Origin of the sequence: Antrihabitans spumae (assembly GCF_043944905.1) — a bacterium.
GTDB lineage: Bacteria > Actinomycetota > Actinomycetes > Mycobacteriales > Mycobacteriaceae > Antrihabitans > Antrihabitans spumae.
In genome coordinates this window covers 95,732-113,803 of the sequence record NZ_JBIMSN010000016.1, presented here as the reverse complement: position 1 = coordinate 113,803, position 18,072 = coordinate 95,732, and the positions used below count along the sequence as shown (strand labels likewise).

17 protein-coding genes and 1 pseudogene are annotated in these 18,072 nt (G+C 63.7%); 9 read left to right on the top strand and 9 right to left on the bottom strand.

Annotated elements, in window-relative coordinates; all coding sequences use genetic code 11:
- Positions 1–85 precede the first annotated feature (85 nt).
- The 3 genes from ACHIRB_RS03910 to ACHIRB_RS03900 all read left to right on the top strand — a co-directional run bounded on the left by ACHIRB_RS03910 (position 86) and on the right by ACHIRB_RS03900 (position 2,609).
- Positions 86–568 (top strand): GtrA family protein, encoded by a 483-nt coding sequence (locus ACHIRB_RS03910; protein WP_395115960.1) that lies wholly within the window; start codon positions 86–88, stop codon positions 566–568.
- A gap of 11 nt (positions 569–579) precedes the next feature.
- Complete coding sequence (locus ACHIRB_RS03905; RefSeq protein WP_395123363.1) at positions 580–1,422, top strand: leishmanolysin-related zinc metalloendopeptidase; 843 nt, start codon at positions 580–582, stop codon at positions 1,420–1,422.
- 194 nt (positions 1,423–1,616) lie between these two features.
- The gene (locus ACHIRB_RS03900; RefSeq protein ID WP_395123364.1) at positions 1,617–2,609 is read left to right on the top strand and encodes a GGDEF domain-containing protein; all 993 of its coding nucleotides are present in this window, start codon (positions 1,617–1,619) and stop codon (positions 2,607–2,609) included.
- Between the two features lie 9 nt (positions 2,610–2,618).
- On the opposite strand, the gene ACHIRB_RS03895 is transcribed toward ACHIRB_RS03900, so the two are convergent.
- The 3 genes from ACHIRB_RS03895 to ACHIRB_RS03885 form a co-directional block, all read right to left on the bottom strand.
- Positions 2,619–3,443 carry an SDR family oxidoreductase gene (locus ACHIRB_RS03895; protein ID WP_395115963.1) on the bottom strand — a complete coding sequence of 275 codons (825 nt, stop codon included), beginning with the start codon at positions 3,441–3,443 and terminating at the stop codon, positions 2,619–2,621.
- Positions 3,440–5,005, bottom strand: coding sequence for an aldehyde dehydrogenase family protein (locus ACHIRB_RS03890; protein WP_395123365.1), 1,566 nt, complete (start codon positions 5,003–5,005; stop codon positions 3,440–3,442). The genes ACHIRB_RS03895 and ACHIRB_RS03890 overlap by 4 nt, the downstream gene beginning before the upstream one ends.
- Positions 5,006–5,305: 300 nt before the next feature.
- The gene (locus tag ACHIRB_RS03885) at positions 5,306–5,935 is read right to left on the bottom strand and encodes a type 1 glutamine amidotransferase domain-containing protein (protein WP_395115965.1); all 630 of its coding nucleotides are present in this window, start codon (positions 5,933–5,935) and stop codon (positions 5,306–5,308) included.
- A 67-nt stretch (positions 5,936–6,002) separates the two neighbouring features.
- On the opposite strand from ACHIRB_RS03885, the gene ACHIRB_RS03880 reads away from it, so the two are divergent.
- Both ACHIRB_RS03880 and ACHIRB_RS03875 read left to right on the top strand, forming a co-directional pair.
- On the top strand, positions 6,003–6,344 hold the full coding sequence (locus ACHIRB_RS03880; protein WP_395115966.1) for a hypothetical protein: 342 nt from the start codon (positions 6,003–6,005) through the stop codon (positions 6,342–6,344).
- Positions 6,344–6,565 (top strand): hypothetical protein, encoded by a 222-nt coding sequence (locus ACHIRB_RS03875; protein WP_395115967.1) that lies wholly within the window; start codon positions 6,344–6,346, stop codon positions 6,563–6,565. Before ACHIRB_RS03880 ends, ACHIRB_RS03875 begins: the two co-directional genes overlap by 1 nt.
- Here ACHIRB_RS03875 and ACHIRB_RS03870 read toward each other — a convergent pair.
- Both ACHIRB_RS03870 and ACHIRB_RS03865 read right to left on the bottom strand, forming a co-directional pair.
- A complete protein-coding gene (locus tag ACHIRB_RS03870) occupies positions 6,540–8,744 on the bottom strand; it encodes a DUF2254 domain-containing protein (protein ID WP_395115968.1) in 2,205 nt (734 codons plus the stop codon). The two genes, ACHIRB_RS03875 and ACHIRB_RS03870, sit on opposite strands and share 26 nt — an antisense overlap.
- A 53-nt stretch (positions 8,745–8,797) precedes the next feature.
- On the bottom strand, positions 8,798–9,931 hold the full coding sequence (locus ACHIRB_RS03865; RefSeq protein ID WP_395115969.1) for a PucR family transcriptional regulator: 1,134 nt from the start codon (positions 9,929–9,931) through the stop codon (positions 8,798–8,800).
- Between the two features lie 141 nt (positions 9,932–10,072).
- Here ACHIRB_RS03865 and ACHIRB_RS03860 point away from each other — a divergent pair.
- From ACHIRB_RS03860 to ACHIRB_RS03845, 4 genes and pseudogenes are all read left to right on the top strand, one after another.
- A pseudogene (locus tag ACHIRB_RS03860) lies at positions 10,073–11,781 on the top strand (AMP-dependent synthetase/ligase).
- Positions 11,774–12,559 (top strand): alpha/beta fold hydrolase, encoded by a 786-nt coding sequence (locus ACHIRB_RS03855; protein ID WP_395123366.1) that lies wholly within the window; start codon positions 11,774–11,776, stop codon positions 12,557–12,559. Before ACHIRB_RS03860 ends, ACHIRB_RS03855 begins: the two are co-directional and overlap by 8 nt.
- Positions 12,559–13,572, top strand: coding sequence for an NAD(P)H-dependent flavin oxidoreductase (locus ACHIRB_RS03850; protein WP_395123367.1), 1,014 nt, complete (start codon positions 12,559–12,561; stop codon positions 13,570–13,572). The genes ACHIRB_RS03855 and ACHIRB_RS03850 overlap by 1 nt, the downstream gene beginning before the upstream one ends.
- Positions 13,573–13,583: 11 nt before the next feature.
- Positions 13,584–15,086, top strand: a complete 1,503-nt coding sequence (locus ACHIRB_RS03845) for a diguanylate cyclase domain-containing protein (RefSeq protein ID WP_395123368.1) — start codon at positions 13,584–13,586, stop codon at positions 15,084–15,086.
- On the opposite strand, the gene ACHIRB_RS03840 is transcribed toward ACHIRB_RS03845, so the two are convergent.
- Genes ACHIRB_RS03840 through ACHIRB_RS03825 form a run of 4 tightly spaced genes read right to left on the bottom strand, consistent with a single transcriptional unit; the run spans position 14,999 to position 18,064 of the window.
- Positions 14,999–15,628, bottom strand: coding sequence for a class I SAM-dependent DNA methyltransferase (locus ACHIRB_RS03840; protein ID WP_395115974.1), 630 nt, complete (start codon positions 15,626–15,628; stop codon positions 14,999–15,001). The two genes, ACHIRB_RS03845 and ACHIRB_RS03840, sit on opposite strands and share 88 nt — an antisense overlap.
- A complete protein-coding gene (locus tag ACHIRB_RS03835) occupies positions 15,625–16,374 on the bottom strand; it encodes a PIG-L deacetylase family protein (protein ID WP_395115975.1) in 750 nt (249 codons plus the stop codon). The genes ACHIRB_RS03840 and ACHIRB_RS03835 overlap by 4 nt, the downstream gene beginning before the upstream one ends.
- Positions 16,359–17,381: an acyl-CoA dehydrogenase family protein gene (locus tag ACHIRB_RS03830; protein ID WP_395123369.1), complete on the bottom strand. Its 1,023-nt coding sequence runs from the start codon at positions 17,379–17,381 to the stop codon at positions 16,359–16,361. The genes ACHIRB_RS03835 and ACHIRB_RS03830 overlap by 16 nt, the downstream gene beginning before the upstream one ends.
- Positions 17,378–18,064, bottom strand: coding sequence for a glycosyltransferase family 2 protein (locus tag ACHIRB_RS03825; RefSeq protein ID WP_395115977.1), 687 nt, complete (start codon positions 18,062–18,064; stop codon positions 17,378–17,380). Before ACHIRB_RS03825 ends, ACHIRB_RS03830 begins: the two co-directional genes overlap by 4 nt.
- Positions 18,065–18,072: the final 8 nt, after the last annotated feature.

The following is an 18,072-nucleotide window of genomic DNA, read 5'->3' as shown; positions in this document are numbered from 1 at the left end:
TGTGCGGATCTAGCGTACGAGGCGGAACGCACTTTGCTCACCTCGCCGTCGTATTCCGGTCATCTCGCATTGTCAGGCTGGGGTCATGACGGCCACCGCGACCACGGTCGACACCTTCGCGAGAATGTGCGAGGCGGTTGTCCGCCGCCTGCCGTTCGGGCTCGATCGAATCGTCGCTCCGACACTGCTCGGGTTCGCGTGTATCAACTCGTTCACTTTTGCAGTCGATCTACTGCTGCTGACGGTATTCCACGGGCTCTGGGACTGGCCGGTTCCGGTGTCGGTCACCGTTGCCTACGTCATGGCGTTCGCGCTCAGCTTCGTGCTGAACCGAACCTTCAACTTCCGTTCGCATTCTCCGGTCGGACGGCAGGCGGTTCGATACGCGATCGTCATCGCGATCAACTATTTCGCCTTCATTCTCGGTGTCGGAACCGGTCTCGTTGCGATCGGACTCGAATACCATCTCGCGCGTCTCGTCGCCGGTGGCTGCGAGGCGATCTTCATGTATCTCGCGATGCGGTTCGTGGTGTTTCGCTCGACGGCGCAAGGCGCGCGCTCCGAGTAGGGTTGCGGGACATGGCCGTTTACGAGATGTATGTCGCACGCGCAGACCCGACCCGCGCCGCCGAACTCGCCGATACGACGTCTCCGTTCACGATCTCGGTGCGCTTCGTCGGGGGTTTGACCGAGACGCAGAAGGCGGCGTTCACCACGGCGGCCGATCGATGGGCCACGGTCATCGTCGGCGATCTGCCGAGTGTGAACGTCGACGGCGAAGTCGTCGACGACGTACTCATCCTTTCCCAGGGCGCCGACATCGACGGCTCCGGTCGCATCCTCGGACAGGCAGGACCGACGCACCTCAGGCCCGTGTCGTCGGCACCGGATTCACAATTGCCCGTCAAAGGCATCATGTCGTTCGATATCGCCGACTTGGCCGAGATGGAATCGAACGAGACGTTGACCGACGTCATCACACACGAGATGGGCCACGTGCTCGGTATCGGCACCCTGTGGCGCGCAAAAGGTCTGCTCGCCGGCGCCGGTACCTCGAATCCGACCTTTACCGGTCCGGCTGCGATGGGGGAGTACCGGACGCTCCGCGCGGCCACCACAGCTGTCGCGGTTCCGGTCGAGAACACCGGTGGGCCAGGAACAGCCGAGGGTCATTGGCGCGAGACCGTGTTCCGAAACGAGTTGATGTCGGGCTTCATCGCCGAGCCGGGCAATCCGCTGAGCAGGCTCACCGTGGCGAGTTTGGGCGACCTCGGCTACCAGGTCGATGTGGAGGCCGCCGACCCCTTCAACCTTCCCGACCTGATGGCGATTGCCGAAGCAGGAGGCCTCGTTCCACACCTGGCGCCGATCGGACGCGGGATGGTCCTGCCGACCGTTCCCATACAGCTACCCCAATCGTGAGGATTTGACTGCGCCGTTTTGTCAACATTTCCGCGCGAAGCCAGCAACAATGTGGACAGCGTTCCTGAAGGGTCAGGACGCTGCCATTCGAATATCCGCAGGTGGGATCGGGCCTCCCTGACTTCCATGGGGGTGTTGTGCGCTCGAGTGACGATGAACCGACCGAACCACGGCGCCCGGGGTTCGACTACCGGATGTTCGTCAGAGCCCTGACCAACCTCCTGCTGCTGCCGGTCATCGTCGTTGCGTGTGTGACGCCGGGTGCGATCCGGCCAGGTTCGTATCCGGTAGTTGCGGCGATCGCGGTTTGCGCGTGTACCAATGTCGCGCTGGTCCTTCGTTTCCGAGAGTTCGACACCAGGGTCTACGGGCTGATAGCGGTGCTGGGAACAGCCGCGATCACCGCGTCGTCGCTCGTTCTCACCGATCCCGCTGCCGCACAGGTCGTCCTCGGGATTCTCGCGGTCGTCACCACCAACGTCGCGGTGTCCTTCTCGCCCCGGGTTGCCGCGATCACGGTGGCGATCTGTCTGGCAATCGGCATTGTCGTCACGACGGTGCGAGCGCAGTCGTTCGTCACGGGGGCCATGACGATCTGGGTGTTTGCGATCATCCTTGCTGTCCCCACCGCGACGGTTGTGCGGCTGCGCCAACTCCTGTCGTCGGCAGTGGAGTCGGCCGAGTACCGTGCCAGCCTCGATCCGCTGACGGGCTTGTTGAATCGCCGCGGACTGCTGACCGAGTTCACTGCGATAGCGAGTCGAGCGGCGGCGGCCGGGCGGACCATCGCGGCACTCGTCACCGATGTCGACCATTTCAAGGACTTCAACGATCGCGAAGGGCACGCGGCAGGCGACATACTGCTGCGGCGTCTGGCGGACACCGTGAAGGTGACTGCGTCGGATTCGGCCGCTGTCGCCCGTATCGGCGGCGAAGAATTCGTCGTGATTCTCGACGCCGATCTGGTGACCGCCGAAGGCGAAGCAGAACGGATCAGACGGACGATTCAGACCGTGTCCAATCACGAAGGTCTGACGGTCAGCATCGGCGTGATGGTGTCGGCGGTCAACAGCGACGACGTACACGGCGCGACGCTGTACCGCCTGATCGACCTGGCCGATCGCTTGATGTACCGGGCGAAGAACGCCGGCCGCAACACTGTGGTCGCGGCCGGCGCCGGCTTTTGAACTTTGCTCTCAGGCCTCGCCTCGAGCCCGCGCTTCGTAGGCCGCGCGCTGGGCGGTGTCGACGTCTTCGAGGAAGACGTGGTCCATTCCCGTCTTCTTCACGAGAAACTCGCTCACGGCAATCGGCAGGAATTTCGCCGACGCGACGAGAAGACCGGCTACTCGCGTCACCGCAACCCGCCGCCGAGGCTTCTCGATCAGTGAAACGATCGCATTCGCGATGTCCTCGGGCTCGGCGTTCTTGAGGCCTTTCGCGCCCGCTGTGCCTGCAGTGAGTTCGGTGTTCGTGAACGTCGGGAGCACGGTCGAGAACGCCACACCCTTGTCGCGATACTCCATCCGCGCCGATTCGGTGAATCCAACGACGGCGAACTTGCTTGCGCAGTACGTCGCCAAACCGGCCGTCGGAGTCTCGCCGGCAAGAGACGCGATGTTGATGACATGGCCGCTACCGCGTCGCACCATCCGCTGCGCCGCGAGTTTGCTGCCGAGCACAACTCCGTACACATTGATGTCGAGGATTCGCCGCGTGACCCGGTCCGGCTCGTCGATGACGCGCCCGGTCGGCATGATGCCTGCGTTGTTGATCAGCACATCGATCGGTCCGAGCTGCCGTTCGACCTCGTCGAGAAAGGTCGTGAACGAGTCTGGATCGGTGACGTCGAGTTTGCCGTAGACGTCGAGCCCGAGTTCTGTTCCGGATTCCTTGACGGTCGTCTCGTCGACGTCGCCGATGGCAACCTTCGCGCCGAGTCGGTGCAGAGCCGTCGCTGTCGCCAACCCGATTCCTCGTGCACCGCCGGTGATGACGACGACCTTGCCCTCGACGGTCATTTGTTTCCTCCGAGTCCGAGGCGGCGACGCAGACCCCGTGCACCGGAGACTCGCATTACCGCGAGTGCGAGTTTCACCTTCGGGACCGAGTACGGGAACCAGAAGAGTTCCTTCTGCTGGGTTGGCACACGAGGAGTGGTGATGGCTTGTACGCGGCAGTATTTCCGCAGTCCTGCCGCGCCGCCCCATCGTGCGCCTACGCCCGACTGCTTCCAGCCGCCCATGGGCAAGGCAAAGCTGAACAGGTTCGAGATGGAGTCGTTGATGTTCACCGCGCCGGCCTCCAGCTGACGAGCAACGCGGTCGCCGCGTTCCTTGTCGGAGGTCCACACCGTTGCGGACAAGCCGTATACGGAGTCGTTCGCCAGTCGAATTGCTTCGGCCTCGTCGGCGACCTTCACGATCGGCAAGGTCGGGCCGAACGTCTCCTCGCGGATGCAGCTCATCGACTGGTCGACGTCGACGAGGACTGTCGGTTCGAAGAAAGTGCCTGTCGCGCCGGGCTTTCCGCCGATGGTCACCCGCGCACCTGCCGCGACGGCTTCGTCGACGTGGCGTGCGACGATGTCACGCTGATTCGCGGTAGCAAGAGCACCGACATCGTGGCGGAACTCGCGACCGTCCTGCCCCTGGCGGAGTTCGCCGACGTGTTTCGTCAACTTGGCAACGAACTCGTCGTAGACCGGCGCTTCGACGTAGACCCGCTCGACGGAAACGCAGACCTGACCAGAGTTGAACAAGCCGCCCCACGCGATGCCGTGCGCTGCGCGGTCGAGATCGGCGTCGGCAAGAACCAGTGCGGGATCTTTACCGCCGAGTTCGAGGCTGTAGGGGAGCAGTCGCTCCGCGCAGGCTTTGGCGATCGCCTTGCCTGTGCGTGTCGAACCGGTGAACTGGACGTAGTCGACGTTCGCGACCACCGCTGCACCTGTATCGCCAAGTCCCGTCGCGAGTTCGAGAACCGGTGGAGCACCGATGGCCTTCCAACCACGTACGAGTTCCGCACCACCGAGTGGAGTTACCTCGGACGGTTTGAGCAGCACCGCGGCACCGGCGAGCAGGGCCGGGACAACATCCATGCCAGGCATTGCAAATGGAAAGTTCCACGGCGTGATGACGCCGACAACCTGATGCGGTCGGTACACGGTCGTCAGCTTCTTGACCATCCCGAGCGGGCTGTGCGGCGACGGGTGTTCGTCGGCGAGGAAAGCGACGGCGTTCTTCGAGTAGTAGCCGATGATGTCGGCAACGAAAGGCGGTTCGATGCTGGCGTCGAGGCGTGGCTTGGATGTCTCGGACTGCAGCACGTCGGCGATATGGTCTGCATTGTCGAAGACCCAATCTTGCAGTTTCAGAAGCCATTCCGCACGGCCACTCGGCCCGATCGCCTCCCACTCCGGCTGATACAGCCGCAGCTCGCGGACCTTCGCCGCTACGTCGTCGGCTGTATCGATGGGGACCGATCCGACTACCCGGCCATCGGCGGGGTTTCGCACCTCGATGCTGTGCGGCTCGGTTGTCGGTTTTGCGTCGGCTGTCGGTTTTGCGTCGGCTGTGGTCATCGTCGACCTCCTGCGTCATTGTGTCTTTGTGATTTGTGCAGTGATTCTTGCTGTGATTCGTCACACTCGACTATGAGATTGACACAATTTCGGCAGGCTCGCTTGGCGCCCAGGTTCAAACGCGTGCCGTCCATTTGGACTTCGGATACAAACGGGCGACCACAGCTGCGCTAGGGCTCATGTTTGTGCACCCCAACCCCGGGTAAGCACTGCCAAGAGTCGTTCGCTTCCCGGGAAACGGTCGACTCCGGGGCACGCCGGTTCAACTCCTGCAGCCGGCGCGCCCGACCATAATCCGAATCAGCCGGCATCAGCGGTCGCTCCTGCGTCGAGAACCGGATGTCGGGTCACCGCAAACACTTCCACGATCTTCGCGCAGAATGCAGGCAGATCGTCGGGATTGCGGCTGGATACCAGGCCATGATCGTCGACGACCTCCTCGTCGACGACAATGCCTCCCGCGTTGCGGATATCGGTCCGGATGCTCGGGTACGACGTCAGTGTCCGGCCGCGCACTACATCGGCCTCGACGAGGGTCCAGGCTCCGTGGCAGATGACGCCGACAGGCTTTCCGGCAGCGAAGAAGCTCTTGACGAAGTCGACGACCTCGGTGCTCTGCCTCAGCGCGTCGGGATTCGTTGTCCCTCCTGGCAATACGAGAGCTTCGAAGTCGTCGGCCGACACCTCCGAGATTGCCCGATCGACGGTAAAGACGTCGGCAGCCTCGGTGTCGTGGTTCATGGCCTGAATCTCGCCGACGTCGAGCGACACCAGTTCGGTCGTTCCGCCCGCATCGAAGATGGCTGCACGGGGTTCGGTCAGCTCGACCTGTTCGACGCCGTTCGTGGCGAGTATGGCTACCCGAATACCTGCCAGTACATGTTCCGGCACATCGGTCTGTTCGGCGTTTGTTGTTTCCTCGGTTGTCATTGACGTTGGATTCCCGTGGCCGCTCGCTCGGAAACCTGCAGGCCGTTTCGTCGTGGTGGATTCGGGTATGGCGGAGAACATGGCAGGCAAAGAAACCGAAGTCGAAGGATCGACAGGCGAATACAGCATCGACTCCGAAGATCAGCTGCAACCGGAGGACACCCTGGTCGATTCCGGGGTAGGCGATGTTCTCGACGCGGGTATAGCTCCGGAGGAACGCTCTGCCGGGATCGACAAGTTCGGCGTCACGGCCGCTGAGCAGGCCGAAGGTGAGAGCCTGGATCGCAAGCTCGGGCAGGAGATCCCCGACGTCTTGGAGCAGGTCACCGACGATGTCACAGATCTGAACGAAGTCGATGCCGAGTTGCTGGACGACGTGGACCCGATCGAGTTGGAGGAGCAGGTGTGATGAGCGAACAACCCGATACCGACAGTGGGACCCAGGCGAAAATCGACGAGATCCAAGTCCCGCCGGAAGGTGGACACGAGCGCGATCGCGACCTTGCCCAGATCGTGAACAACATCGAGGAAAGCGTCACCGAAGAGCGGCGATCGGAAGGCAATCCTGGCAATGCCGACGACCGTGCAGCGACGGAACCTGTTGTCAGTGAGGATCAGGCGCCGGAGTAGCCGGGCCAACTACCAGCGGATGCGTCCGGGTCGACCGGCCGCTCTCGGATCCCAGACCCTGCGGGTCGGGGACTCGTGCCAGCATGGCGTCGAGCGCGTCCGGCCACTCGCGGTCGATGCGGGCGTCGAGCGCGGCTATTCGATCGAGTAGCGGCTGGTGCTGGTCGGGCGGGCACGCTGCGATCAGTGTCGTGAACATCGATCGCAGCCGGCGTTGCACCTGGGTCGAATGCGTGCTGTAGTGGCGGACCTCGTCCGTCGCGACGGCAACGTAGTCGGCCCAGCTCTGCTGGTAGCCGCGAATGCGGGACAGCTGGGAATGTGCAGATTCGCGTCGTACGCGCTCTGCGAGCAATAGCAGTAGATCCTCGATGTGGTCGATCGCCTGCACCGCTCGACCTGGATCTGTCACGGCAGGCGAGAGGGCTTTCAGTGCGATGTCGACGATCGTCTGAAGGGCGGCAACGGGACTGATCATCGGGCTGTTCATCTCGCCGAAGAGTAGGCAGTCGAGCAGTTGATGTTCGCGCACGCGTTCCGTGGGTCCGTAGATCGTGAACAGTGGTGATTCGAGTGCTACGAACTCGCCGATACTCGGCTCGACCGCGGCGTTCACACCCCAGCGGATAGCGAGGCGCTGGATACGAGCGACGTTCACAGCCAACAGAACTCGGCCGTCTGCAGCCGGCCGACGCAGGCGGATGGTGGTGGGTTCGCCGAGTGCGGCGGCGATCGGTTCGACCGCGGGCACGTCGGGTGCGGGTTCGGACGCCTCACCCGGGTAGGACCGCAGGATCGCGTCCCTACCCTGAGTCGCCGTCCACCGAAGCAAGCGACCCGGGTTGAGGACCGACGCGACCTTCGCGACGAGCGCAATCAGCAGGAACACGCTGACGAAAGCCAGTGCGAACGCGATGACCGTGGACACGACGGGCTCCGAGGTCTCGCTGTCGAGCGCGAGATCCAACGCGATGATCAGCGAGAAGACGAAGGTGGACAGGAACATTCCGATCGACCACCGCAGCAGCGGATCGTGCTGCAGGATCGGCACGATCTTCACCGATATCTGCGCCGCGCCCGTCTGCATCGCCAGGGTCAGCGCAGTGAACACCAAGCCGGTAAGAGTGACCATGCCGCCGGCGATGACGCTGAGCAGCGTCGCGGTCGACCCGTGATCGGTTCCGCCGCCGACGATGTCGCCCGCTCCGGTTGCGGCATCGGCATCGATCGTGACGAAAACGAACGCTGCAACGATCGAGATGATGACCAAGACCATCGGCAAACGCCACGACGGTGCCGGACGCAGTCGCTGTCGGGTCAGCCGCCAGCGCAACGCAGTCAGCAGAGCGTTGGGCGCGGTCTCCCGCGTGGGTAGGGCGGCGATCTCAGGCTCGGCCAGCAGTTGCGGCAGGTCGGCCGGCACGCCGAAGCGTCCGGACACTGCTTCTTGCAGAACGATTTTAGCGCGTATCACGGGTTCTCGGAGCCGCTGCTCGCGCGCGACCGCTTTCGCGAACTTTCGCGGCTTGTTGGTGTAGCGCCATCGTGCCCATGGCGCGTTCGGGCGGCTCAGCCGGATGGCGCCGACGATGAGCAACGGGACGATGAAGATGCCGACGAGACCGGTCCACACTTTGCCCTTGAGCAACGTGATGACAACGAGCAGCAACTCGATCGCCAGTCCGACGAGAACGACGACCAGGTTGAGGGTGTTCGGATCCTTGCGGAAATCGTCGAAGTCACCGGACAGTCCGATGGGGTGCAGACCGAGGAGAAACAGGGTCAGGATCGCGATCGCCACGAACACCGCGTCGATCGACGACCGGCCTTCCTCCGCCCAGTACACGTCGCGCAAATGCAGTACGAGTGCGAATTCGTCCAGGACGAGTGCGCTGCCGACACCGAACACCGACGCGAGAATGCAGTTGGGGACCGGGGTTTGCTCGCTGGCGAGGATGACGAGGCCGAAACCCGACAGCAGCATCATCACGAGGCCGAACATCACGTGATGGATGTGCATGCCGCCTGGTGTGACATTCCCTGGCCACCAGGACACTTCGGCACGAATCATTCGCACGCTGAACCTGATGAACAAGAACGCGAGCAAAAATGCGACGAGCATGAAGAACAGGGGGAGTCGGCCGGTATCGACGATCGCCTCCGAGAACCATCGGCTCATAACTGACAACTATGCGTCCGACGTCGAACCCGTGCAGCGGAAATGCCCGTTTGTCAGGTCCGTAGCTCCCACCGCCGCAGTGCCCACCAGATTTCGAGCAGCTCGCCGGTGTCGCGCAGGTTGGCGCCGGTAAGAGTCTCGAAACGAGTCAGTCTGTACCGCACCGAGTTCGGGTGCAGCGTCAGCACCTCGGCGGTTCGGTCGATCCGCATGTCGTGTGCGAGGTATGCACTGACCGTGCTTCGGATCGCTGCGGCGCCGTCACCTCCGCCGAGCGGGGTGAGGTACCGCTCGACCAACTCGTCGCCGACGTCGGTGTCGGTAACCACGGCCGGGAGCAATCCCAGACTCCGAAGATCGCGGGTCCCGTCGATTCCGAACGCAATAGCCGTCGTCATGGCCCGTGTGGCGAGTCGAAACGACATTTCGAGACGATCCGCGCGTACCGCGGGACCGAGGCCGACTGCGACCGACAGCGCCTGCGGCGGAACGACATCGACGAAACCGACGAGATCGCCGTCGACCAGCGCGCCGAGCCCGTGCGGTCGCCCGCTCGTCGGCGCGAGTCGGAGCGCCTGCTCGAGATCGCGGGTCGGCGTAGTCGTGGTCGGACGCGAGCGGACCGCGTAGTAGTCGCGATCGAAGGCAAGGCCGTAGCTCTCGATCTGCAGCCGAATCGTCGCAGGCGCAAGGGTTCCGAACAGAATTCCGCGAACCAGGTCGGCGCGATGATTCTGTTGCAGGCGGGCGATCTCGAACTCGGCGCGGTGGTGGCCGCGTGCCGATGCGAGCATGGCTTCGTCCACGGTCCGCAGGACGTCGTGCGATAGATCGAGCAACACGTGATCGCCGACGCCAGCCTCGCGACCGACTCGCACGAGATCGTCGAGCAGCATCCGGCTCGCCACGTGCCAGCCTGCGAACACCTCGTCGAGCGACAATCCCTGCCTGCCACGAACTTCGCCGTGGTCGGCAAGAGTTTCGAGTTCGGCTGGGTAGAACGGTCGACCAGCCGTCATCGCGTCGAAGACGACAGTCATCGCGAACCGAGTGGCCGGGGCAAGAACAACTGCCTCGACCTGCGCGTACGCGGCGACCTCATTACGCATGCGATCGACGAACCGACCGACGAACTCGTCGATGGATCCGATCAATGTTGCGAGCAATTCCTGTGGCGTGACTGTCATCGTTTCGGCGATCCTACTGCCGGAGTTTGGATTCGTACACAAACAATTCCCGTTTAGATTGACGATGGATCCATGGTGACGTGGGCGTTTCGTGCGGATGATTGTCTTCCATCCACAAGTTCCCACATCTTGGAGCACACGATGGCACTGGCCCTGTCGGCAACCACACTTTGCGAAGCGTTTCAGATCACTGCGGCGCGACAGCCGTCGCACGTCGCGTTGCGGACACCCGGAGATGCCGTGTCGATCACCTGGGCGACCTACGCGGATCGGGTCCGGCGTATCGCGGCGGGATTGGCATCGCTCGGCGTGCAGCGCGGAGACACGGTTGCGTTGATGCTCGTGAATCGTCCGGAATTCCACCTCGTCGACACCGCGGTGCTGCATCTCGGCGCGACACCGTTCTCGATCTACAACAGTTCCGCACCGGAACAGATTGCGCACCTCTTTGCCAACGCAGGCAACCGGATCGTGGTGACAGAACACGCATTTCTGCCCGTTCTTCGCGCCGCGATCACCGGTTCCTCCGTGACCCGCACGATCGTCGTCGACGGCCTCGACAGCGCTGCCGGTGCCGCAATGTCGCTCCAGCAGCTCGAATCGGTCGGCTCGAAAGCTCTGTCCGACAACAACTTCGATTTCGACGCCGCATGCGCGCTGTGCAGCCGTCCGATCTTGCGACCCTCATCTACACATCGGGGACAACCGGTCCGCCCAAGGGCGTCGAGTTGAGCCACGCCAACCTGCTTGCCGAGGTTCGTGCGGTTGCGGACCGGATACCACTGTCATCCAACGGCCGGACCGTTTCCTACCTGCCGTCTGCTCATCTGGCAGATCGCTGGGTCGCGCACTATCAGGCTTCGATCGGGATGGGCTACACGGTCACGACGATCGCGGACCCGGCAACGGTCGTCACGCATCTCCCCGATACGCGGCCGACGATGTGGGGCGGTGTGCCGCGCGTGTTCGAGAAGATCAAAGCCGGGCTCGAGGCGAAGGGGATCCTAGATCCCGCGTCGTTGACGGGTCCGCAGCGTGCGGCCATCGTTGCGAGCCTCGGGCTCGACGAGTGCACGTCGCTCTGGGTCGGTGGTGCACCCGTCCAAGACGAGGTGGTCCGGTACTTTCATGCGCTCGGATTGCCGCTCGCCGAGATTCTCGGCATGTCGGAGACGTCCTGCCTCATTACGGCGAACCCGCCCGACGCGATCAAGATCGGCAGCTGCGGAACGGCGATGCGCGGTGTGGAACTGCGGCTCGACGACGACGGGGAACTACTCGTGCGTGGACCGTTGGTGATGGTCGGCTATCGCGGCGAACCAGCGAAGACCCGCGACGCGATCGATGCCGACGGTTGGTTCCATTCCGGTGACATCGCCACGATCGACGACGACGGCTACGTCAGCATCGTGGGTCGGAAGAAGGAAATCATCATCAACGCCGCTGGTAAGAACATGTCGCCGGCGAACATCGAAGCCGTGCTGAAGTCCGCACATCCACTGATCGGTCAGGCCATCGTGATCGGGGACAGGCGGCCGTACAACGTCGCGCTGATCGTGCTCGATCCCGACACGTCCGCTGCTTTCGCTCGCACACACGGAATCGCTGACGTATCAACCGCGAGCTTGGCGCGCGACACGATCGTCGGTGACTCCATCTCGGCGGCAGTCGACGCTGCCAACGAGCGACTCTCACGGGTCGAGCAGATCAAACGATTCACCGTCCTCGACGTCGATTGGCAGCCGGATTCCGACGAGCTCACACCGACGATGAAACTCAAACGAAAGCCGATCGCAGATAAGTACTCGCACCTCGTCGAGGATCTCTATGCGGTGGCAGCCAGTGTCTGACTGGTATCGCACCGAGTGGGGAAGCGGTCGGACTCTTGTCCTATTGCACGGGGGTGGCGCGACGTCGCGCACGTGGACGCCGGTGCTGGATCAGCTTGCAATGCAGCGCCATGTCGTCGCGTTCGACTTTCCGGGATTCGGGCGGACGCCGTTTCCGGACAATGTCGAATTCACCATGGACTGGCTGCTCGGCGCTTTTGCCGACCAGCTCGCCGACGCGGGTATCCGAACGCCCGTCGACATCGCAGGCAATTCGATGGGTGGATGGGTCGCGTTGGAAGCCGCCAAGCGCGGTCTTGCGCGATCTGTCGTCGCGTTGGGTCCGGCTGGGTTATGGCGAAACGGAATGCCGCCGCTACTGCGAGCAAAGTTTCGCGCGGGTCTGGTCGGTGCGCGGCTTGCCCGCGGGCGAGAGGCGGCGGTGCTACGGTCGAAAGTCATTCGCACCGTTGCCTTTTCCCAGATTGCGCGACAGCCGAGCCGGATACCCGTAGCCGATGCAGCGGGAATGCTGCGCGAGTTCGATTTATGCCGAACGGCTTTCGAGCCCATCCTGCGTGTCGCAAAGACGGTCGGATTCACCGGTGGCCACGCGATAACAACACCGATCACCGTCGCGTACAACAGCAGCGAACGGATGTTGCAGCTCAGGACTGCGCGTGACAGAAGCGAACTGCCCGCGCACACGCGCTGGGTGGAACTACCAGGCTGCGGGCATGTTCCGATGTGGGATGCACCTGACCTCGTAGCCGACACGATCCTGCTCGGAACGCAATAATGCAGACAGTTTTCGACGAAATCCGGACTCGTCTCACCGTTCCCCTGATCGCGGCGCCGATGTTCTTGGTGTCGAGCCCGGAACTTGTCACGGCTGCGTGCTCGGCGGGCGTCGTCGGTGCTTTTCCGACTGCCAACGCTCGAACCACCGACGAGCTAGAGGACTGGCTGTCGCGGATCCGCACAGGTCTGGCGGGTACGACCTGCGAATACACGGGCCTCGCGCCGGCGCCCGTCGCGCCGAATCTCATCGTGCACGCGAGCAATGCGCGATGCGACGCCGACCTCCTCGTATTGCAGAGTGCTGCACCCGAACTCGTCATCACGTCGGTCGGTTCACCCGCGCGGGCAGTCGGACCGCTCCACGACGTAGGGACACTCGTGTTCGCGGACGTATCGTCGATCCGGCACGGGTACCGCGCTATCGAGGCGGGCGCCGACGGTTTGGTCCTCCTGACCGCCGGAGCCGGTGGCCAGACCGGCTGGGCCAACCCGTTCGCATTCGTTCGCGCAGTGCGGCAATTTTTCGGAGGCCCGGTGGTTGTGGCCGGCGGTATCTCCGACGGCGTCGCGCTGCGGGCGGCGATCGAACTGGGCGCCGACCTCGCCTACATGGGAACGAAGTTCATCGCGACCGAGGAGAGTGTGGCGCGCCGTGAGCACAAGGAAGCACTGATCGCATCGTCGCTGGACGACGTGGTGCTGACATCGGCGTTCACGGGTCTACCGACGAGCATCCTGTCGGCATCGATGCCTGGTGACCCAACATCGCTCGGAACCACCGACATGGCGCGTCTACTGGTGTCGGAAGGCTCGACATGGAAGGACATTTCGAGCTGCGGCCATTCGGTATCGGGCGTCGATACCGTGCGCCCCGTCGCGGATCTGGTCGCCGCGACGCTGGCTGAGTACAGCGGACGCGGCGACCGGGAGAATGTGACGCATACTCGGAATAGGGCAAACGTCTGGCATTCCGCGACAACGTATGGTCGGATTGATGGTCACACGACCTGAAGGGAGATGCGGTGGAGTCCGATTCGATGGACCCGGCCGTGTTTCGCTCGGTCCTTGCGCGATCGCCCGACCTCGTCATGTTGTCGGAATTCGTCTCGGGGCGAGTGCTGTACCTGAATCCCGCGGGTATCCGTCTCGTCGGTCTCGACGATCTCGACGACGCCTGTACACGCCACACGGCGGACTTCGTGACGGAGGTCGGTGCGCTGTCGAACGCCGAACTCGAGGCAGGTCTTGCCGGTTGCGGCGACTGGTCGGGATTCAGCGAGGTCAACAACTTTCGGACCGGTGAGGCGATTCCGGTGACCATTGCGGTGTATGTATTGGTGCGCGACACCGCCGGACCAACCTTGATCGTCACGACCGCGCGTGATCATCGCCATTCGCGACAGCAGGAGCAGCGGCTCGAGCAGGCGCTGGAAGCGGCGGCGCAGCGTGCGTGCGAGCAGCAATCGTTGGCCGCGCTGAGCGAGCTAGCCGTCAGTTCCGACCTCGACACCGTTCTCGCCGCAGCGACCGCCGCCGCGGCAGCCATGGTGGGAATGGAATGTTCGTCCGTGTCCCGGATCGGCGACGACGGGGAGACGCTCAACGTTCTCGCCTACTCCGGCCCCGCGCCTCGGCCGACGACGCTCGGTACCGGTGCAGCGTCGCAGGCGGGATACGCGTTGGCGACCGGTTCGACCGTCGTATGTCCCGACAGAGCTGACGAAACCCGTTTCGCGACAACGGGTATGGTCGCGCGGGGGCTGCGGAGCGGCATCAGTATGCCGATCGGGGAAGACATCCTGTGGGGCGTGCTCACCACCCACAGCACAAGCGTGCGGTGCTACACCCAGCGAGATCTGTCGTTTCTCGCGGCAGTCGCTGCGGTCGTGTCGGCTGCGATTCGTCGCATCGAACTGGAAGCTCGATTGCGGCACCAAAGTCTGCACGACCCTTTGACCGGACTTCCGAACCGCGTGTTGGCGTTCGAACGCATCGACGCGGCGTTGGGCGGCGCGCATGCGGTCGGGTCGCACTGTGCGTTGTTGCTGATAGATCTCGACGACTTCAAGACCATCAACGACAGCCTTGGTCACAACGCCGGCGACTGCGCCTTGATAGGTCTTGCTCAGCGGCTCGCCGATGCGGTCCGCCCGACCGACACCGTTGCCCGCCTCGGCGGCGACGAATTCGTCGTAGTCTGCGCAGATATCGACACTCTCGAGGCGGCCATCGAAATTGCCACCCGCATCAATACGGCGATCACCTCGGTCGACGCGGGCGACGCCGGATGGGTCAGCTTCAGTGCGAGTATCGGCGTAGCTATATCGGACGAATCCAGCACGCCGGACGATCTGATCCGCCGTGCCGATCAGGCGATGTATAGCGCGAAAGCCCTTGGCCCGGGCCAGTACTCCGTCTCCGACGTCGTTAGAGAGCGTCAGACGAGTCCGCCTGCACGCGCGACGGACGTCGGCGTGCCGTGCCCGACGACGAAGACATCGATGAGGACGTCCTCGTCTCCGTAGCGTGCTAGCGGCACCAACCCCCCGGTCGAGTGCGCGACGGCATGGACTTCGTCACCGGTCGTCGGATAGTCGGCGACGGGGTGTCGCCAGTGGACGAACACCACGGTGGCGCCGAATTCGGCGTGATCGACGGCCTCGTCGCAGGCGGTTCGTAAGGCTTGCAGATCCAGGTAGTACCCGACTTCGCTGATCACGATCAGATCGAAACGTTCGTCGGGCCAGGTGTCACCGAGCGCCCACATCCGCAGTTCGACTCCGGCTACGTCCGCCAGCCTGGTTCGGGCCGACGCGAGTGCACTGTCTGCCACGTCGGTCGCCAGCACCCGGTCGCACCGCGACGCCAGCGCTTCGGTCAGTACACCGATCGAGCATCCCGGCTCGAATGCGTTGCGGTAGGTCGGTTTCGGTAGTGCAGCAAGGGTCAGGGCACGTTTGCGTTCCTCGTACCAGCGGGATCGAAACTCCCACGGATCGCGGTCCTTCTCGTACATATCGTCGAAATAGCTCGGCGGCAGACTGCTTCCGCTCCGATCGCTGTTCATACGAAGAAGGTCTCCGATCGCCCGGCGAGACGCTCGAGGACGTGTGGCGGCAGGATCGGCCGGTCTGCGGGATGCGTCGACGCCGCAATCGCCTGGCTGGAGTATTCGTCGATCGCAGCCAGCTTCGTACGAACGATCTTGGCCGGGAGCGCAAGTGCGCGAGCGCGATCGCTCGGTACCACGGCGTCGTCGGGATGGGCCCACTGAAACATCCACACGGGGAACTCGAGCAGGGTTGCGCCGCTACTTTTACATGCGGCCGCAGTGGCTCGACCAACCGCTTCGTGGTCGGGATGACCGTCGTTTCGCCATGTCGTAGCGCACCACACGTCGGGGCCGGTCTCACGGAAGAGAACCCCACGAAGAGCGCTTGTCAGTTCTTCTTCGCGCGAGCCGACAGCACCGTCCGGAAACGCCAGTCGCGTCGGTGCCTGCGCGCCGACCACACGAGCCGCCCGCCGGGACTCCTCGATGCGCAGGCTTGCGAGTGCGCGCGGGGTGTAGGACGGCGAGCCCGGATATGCGCCTTCGCCATCGGTGACGATCACAACCGTCACCGGAATGTCGTTGCCACGCGCGAGTGCAATCAAGCCTCCAGCGCCGAGTATTTCGTCGTCTGGATGTGGGGCGACGACGACGAGCCGCTGACAGGATTCGATCTCCAATGCCCGATGCTCTGTGCCCCAAGCCGTCCACAGGTGTGCCGGGGTGCCTTCGTCGTCGAGATCGATCAGCGGTTGCGCCACCAGGTGAAATCCTTTCCAGCTACGTCACGACCGAGGTCGGCCAGATCACGTTCGGCATGACTTTGTCGTAGATAGACGGTCAGGTCGGCGACTCGCCGCGCGTGGGCGGGGTCGGCGCACAACGGACCGGCGCCCAGCGCGCGACCTACCCGGTCCATCGTCGTGGACGCTGCCTGTTCGACGAGCGCCCGTGTGGCTCGTGCCCTGATCCGGGCCTGGCCGCCGCGATCGTACGGGTCGCCGTCGATGGCGTGCGCCGCGATTTCCAGAGCGGCTGCGGCGCCGCGCAGTTCCGAGGTGACGCTGCCCAGATGAGCGAGTGCGTGCTCGTCGGCCCGACCGCGGGCTGCGGCCGAGTGGAGTACCTCCGCGACACCACATGCGCTGCCGTACCAGCAGGCGGCCACTCCGATTGCACCGTGCCAGAAGCCGGCTCTGTCGATGTAGTCGCCGGCCTCGCCGACCGCTTCGGCGTCGGCGGCGGTGAAGTCGACCGCGCCGGAATCGGATGCGCTCATGCCGACCGCATGCCAGGTGTCCGGTACGGGCTGCACGCCCGGTTGTCGGAGATCGACCGCGAACAGCCGCCAATCCCCGTTGCATAGTGCCGTGACCAGAGCATGTGTGCAGATCGTCGCGCCGGAGCACCACAGTTTGCGTCCGTCGAGCACCCATCGACCAGTGCGTCGCGTCGCGTTCAGCTCGGGTCTAGGAGGTTGCGCTGCCCACACACCCCACAGGCTGCCGTTCGGAATCGAACGACCGGTGATCTCGGCGAGGATCGCCACCGCGTCGGCGTGCGCCTCGGCAAGACGACCGACAACGGTGTCACGGTAGGAAAGCTGCGCCAACCCGTGCCACCGCTCGATGGTGTGCCCTGCGCCGGGCAGAGGCAGGTCCAGTGCGCCTGCCTGTTCTGCTGCCAGGAGTTGTGTCGCGACTGTGTTGTGTGACGTGGAGTCGCGGGGTTCGGTGTCGCTCGGTTCGATACTGATCGAGGCGCTCATGCCGACAATTCCAATCCGCGGATGTGTGCGGCGAACCCGTCCGGCGCTCGACCGATCCGGCGGTCCGAGGTGGTGACGTCGGCGCTGTCGGTCCACTCGATCCGCGCGCCGATCGCCCTGAATCGGTCGACCAGATCGATGTCCTCGCCGTTTCTCAACTTTCGGAATCCGCCTGTGCGCCAATAGATATCGGCGCGAAATCCTAGATTCGCGCCGTGAATGTGCGGATCCGGGTGATTGCGGTAACTACGTTCGTAGACCGGCGCGAGATCTTTCGACTGTTCGGACCACCGCACACCGACGGTGCCGACGACAACCTCGGCGCCCGCTCGAGCACGTGCCAGTTGTGCCGACAGCCATCCCTCGTCGACCTCGGAATCCGCGTCCGTCGTTGCAAACCAGGTGTCGGCTCGACACGTGTGTCCTGCGACCGAAAAGCCGACCGCTCGCGCCGCTCCGACGTTTCTCTCGTCGATCGCGAAGGTGCTCACACCGCCGCCCGCGACGTCGGCCGAACTGTCGGTGCACGCGTCGAGGACAAATTGGATATGTACCGGAACATTTACCTTCGTTGCAGCTCGATCGAGCGCGCTCAGGCAGTGGGGGAGCAGGTCCTCCTCGTTGCGGACTGGGACCACGACGACGATCCGAGTGATATCCGGACGGATAAGACTGTGCGGCACAGAGTTAC

What these genes read in the sequence shown, in the direction of transcription:
- ACHIRB_RS03895 (WP_395115963.1), bottom strand. Translation starts at nt 3,443, where the DNA reads ATGACCGTCGAGGGCAAGGTCGTCGTCATCACCGGCGGTGCACGAGGA.
- ACHIRB_RS03870 (WP_395115968.1), bottom strand. Translation starts at nt 8,744, where the DNA reads ATGAGCCGATGGTTCTCGGAGGCGATCGTCGATACCGGCCGACTCCCC.
- ACHIRB_RS03885 (WP_395115965.1), bottom strand. Translation starts at nt 5,935, where the DNA reads ATGACAACCGAGGAAACAACAAACGCCGAACAGACCGATGTGCCGGAA.
- ACHIRB_RS03830 (WP_395123369.1), bottom strand. Translation starts at nt 17,381, where the DNA reads ATGAGCGCCTCGATCAGTATCGAACCGAGCGACACCGAACCCCGCGAC.
- ACHIRB_RS03840 (WP_395115974.1), bottom strand. Translation starts at nt 15,628, where the DNA reads ATGAACAGCGATCGGAGCGGAAGCAGTCTGCCGCCGAGCTATTTCGAC.
- ACHIRB_RS03905 (WP_395123363.1), top strand. Translation starts at nt 580, where the DNA reads ATGGCCGTTTACGAGATGTATGTCGCACGCGCAGACCCGACCCGCGCC.
- ACHIRB_RS03865 (WP_395115969.1), bottom strand. Translation starts at nt 9,931, where the DNA reads ATGACAGTCACGCCACAGGAATTGCTCGCAACATTGATCGGATCCATC.
- ACHIRB_RS03850 (WP_395123367.1), top strand. Translation starts at nt 12,559, where the DNA reads ATGCAGACAGTTTTCGACGAAATCCGGACTCGTCTCACCGTTCCCCTG.
- ACHIRB_RS03875 (WP_395115967.1), top strand. Translation starts at nt 6,344, where the DNA reads ATGAGCGAACAACCCGATACCGACAGTGGGACCCAGGCGAAAATCGAC.
- ACHIRB_RS03890 (WP_395123365.1), bottom strand. Translation starts at nt 5,005, where the DNA reads ATGACCACAGCCGACGCAAAACCGACAGCCGACGCAAAACCGACAACC.
- ACHIRB_RS03910 (WP_395115960.1), top strand. Translation starts at nt 86, where the DNA reads ATGACGGCCACCGCGACCACGGTCGACACCTTCGCGAGAATGTGCGAG.
- ACHIRB_RS03900 (WP_395123364.1), top strand. Translation starts at nt 1,617, where the DNA reads ATGTTCGTCAGAGCCCTGACCAACCTCCTGCTGCTGCCGGTCATCGTC.
- ACHIRB_RS03880 (WP_395115966.1), top strand. Translation starts at nt 6,003, where the DNA reads ATGGCGGAGAACATGGCAGGCAAAGAAACCGAAGTCGAAGGATCGACA.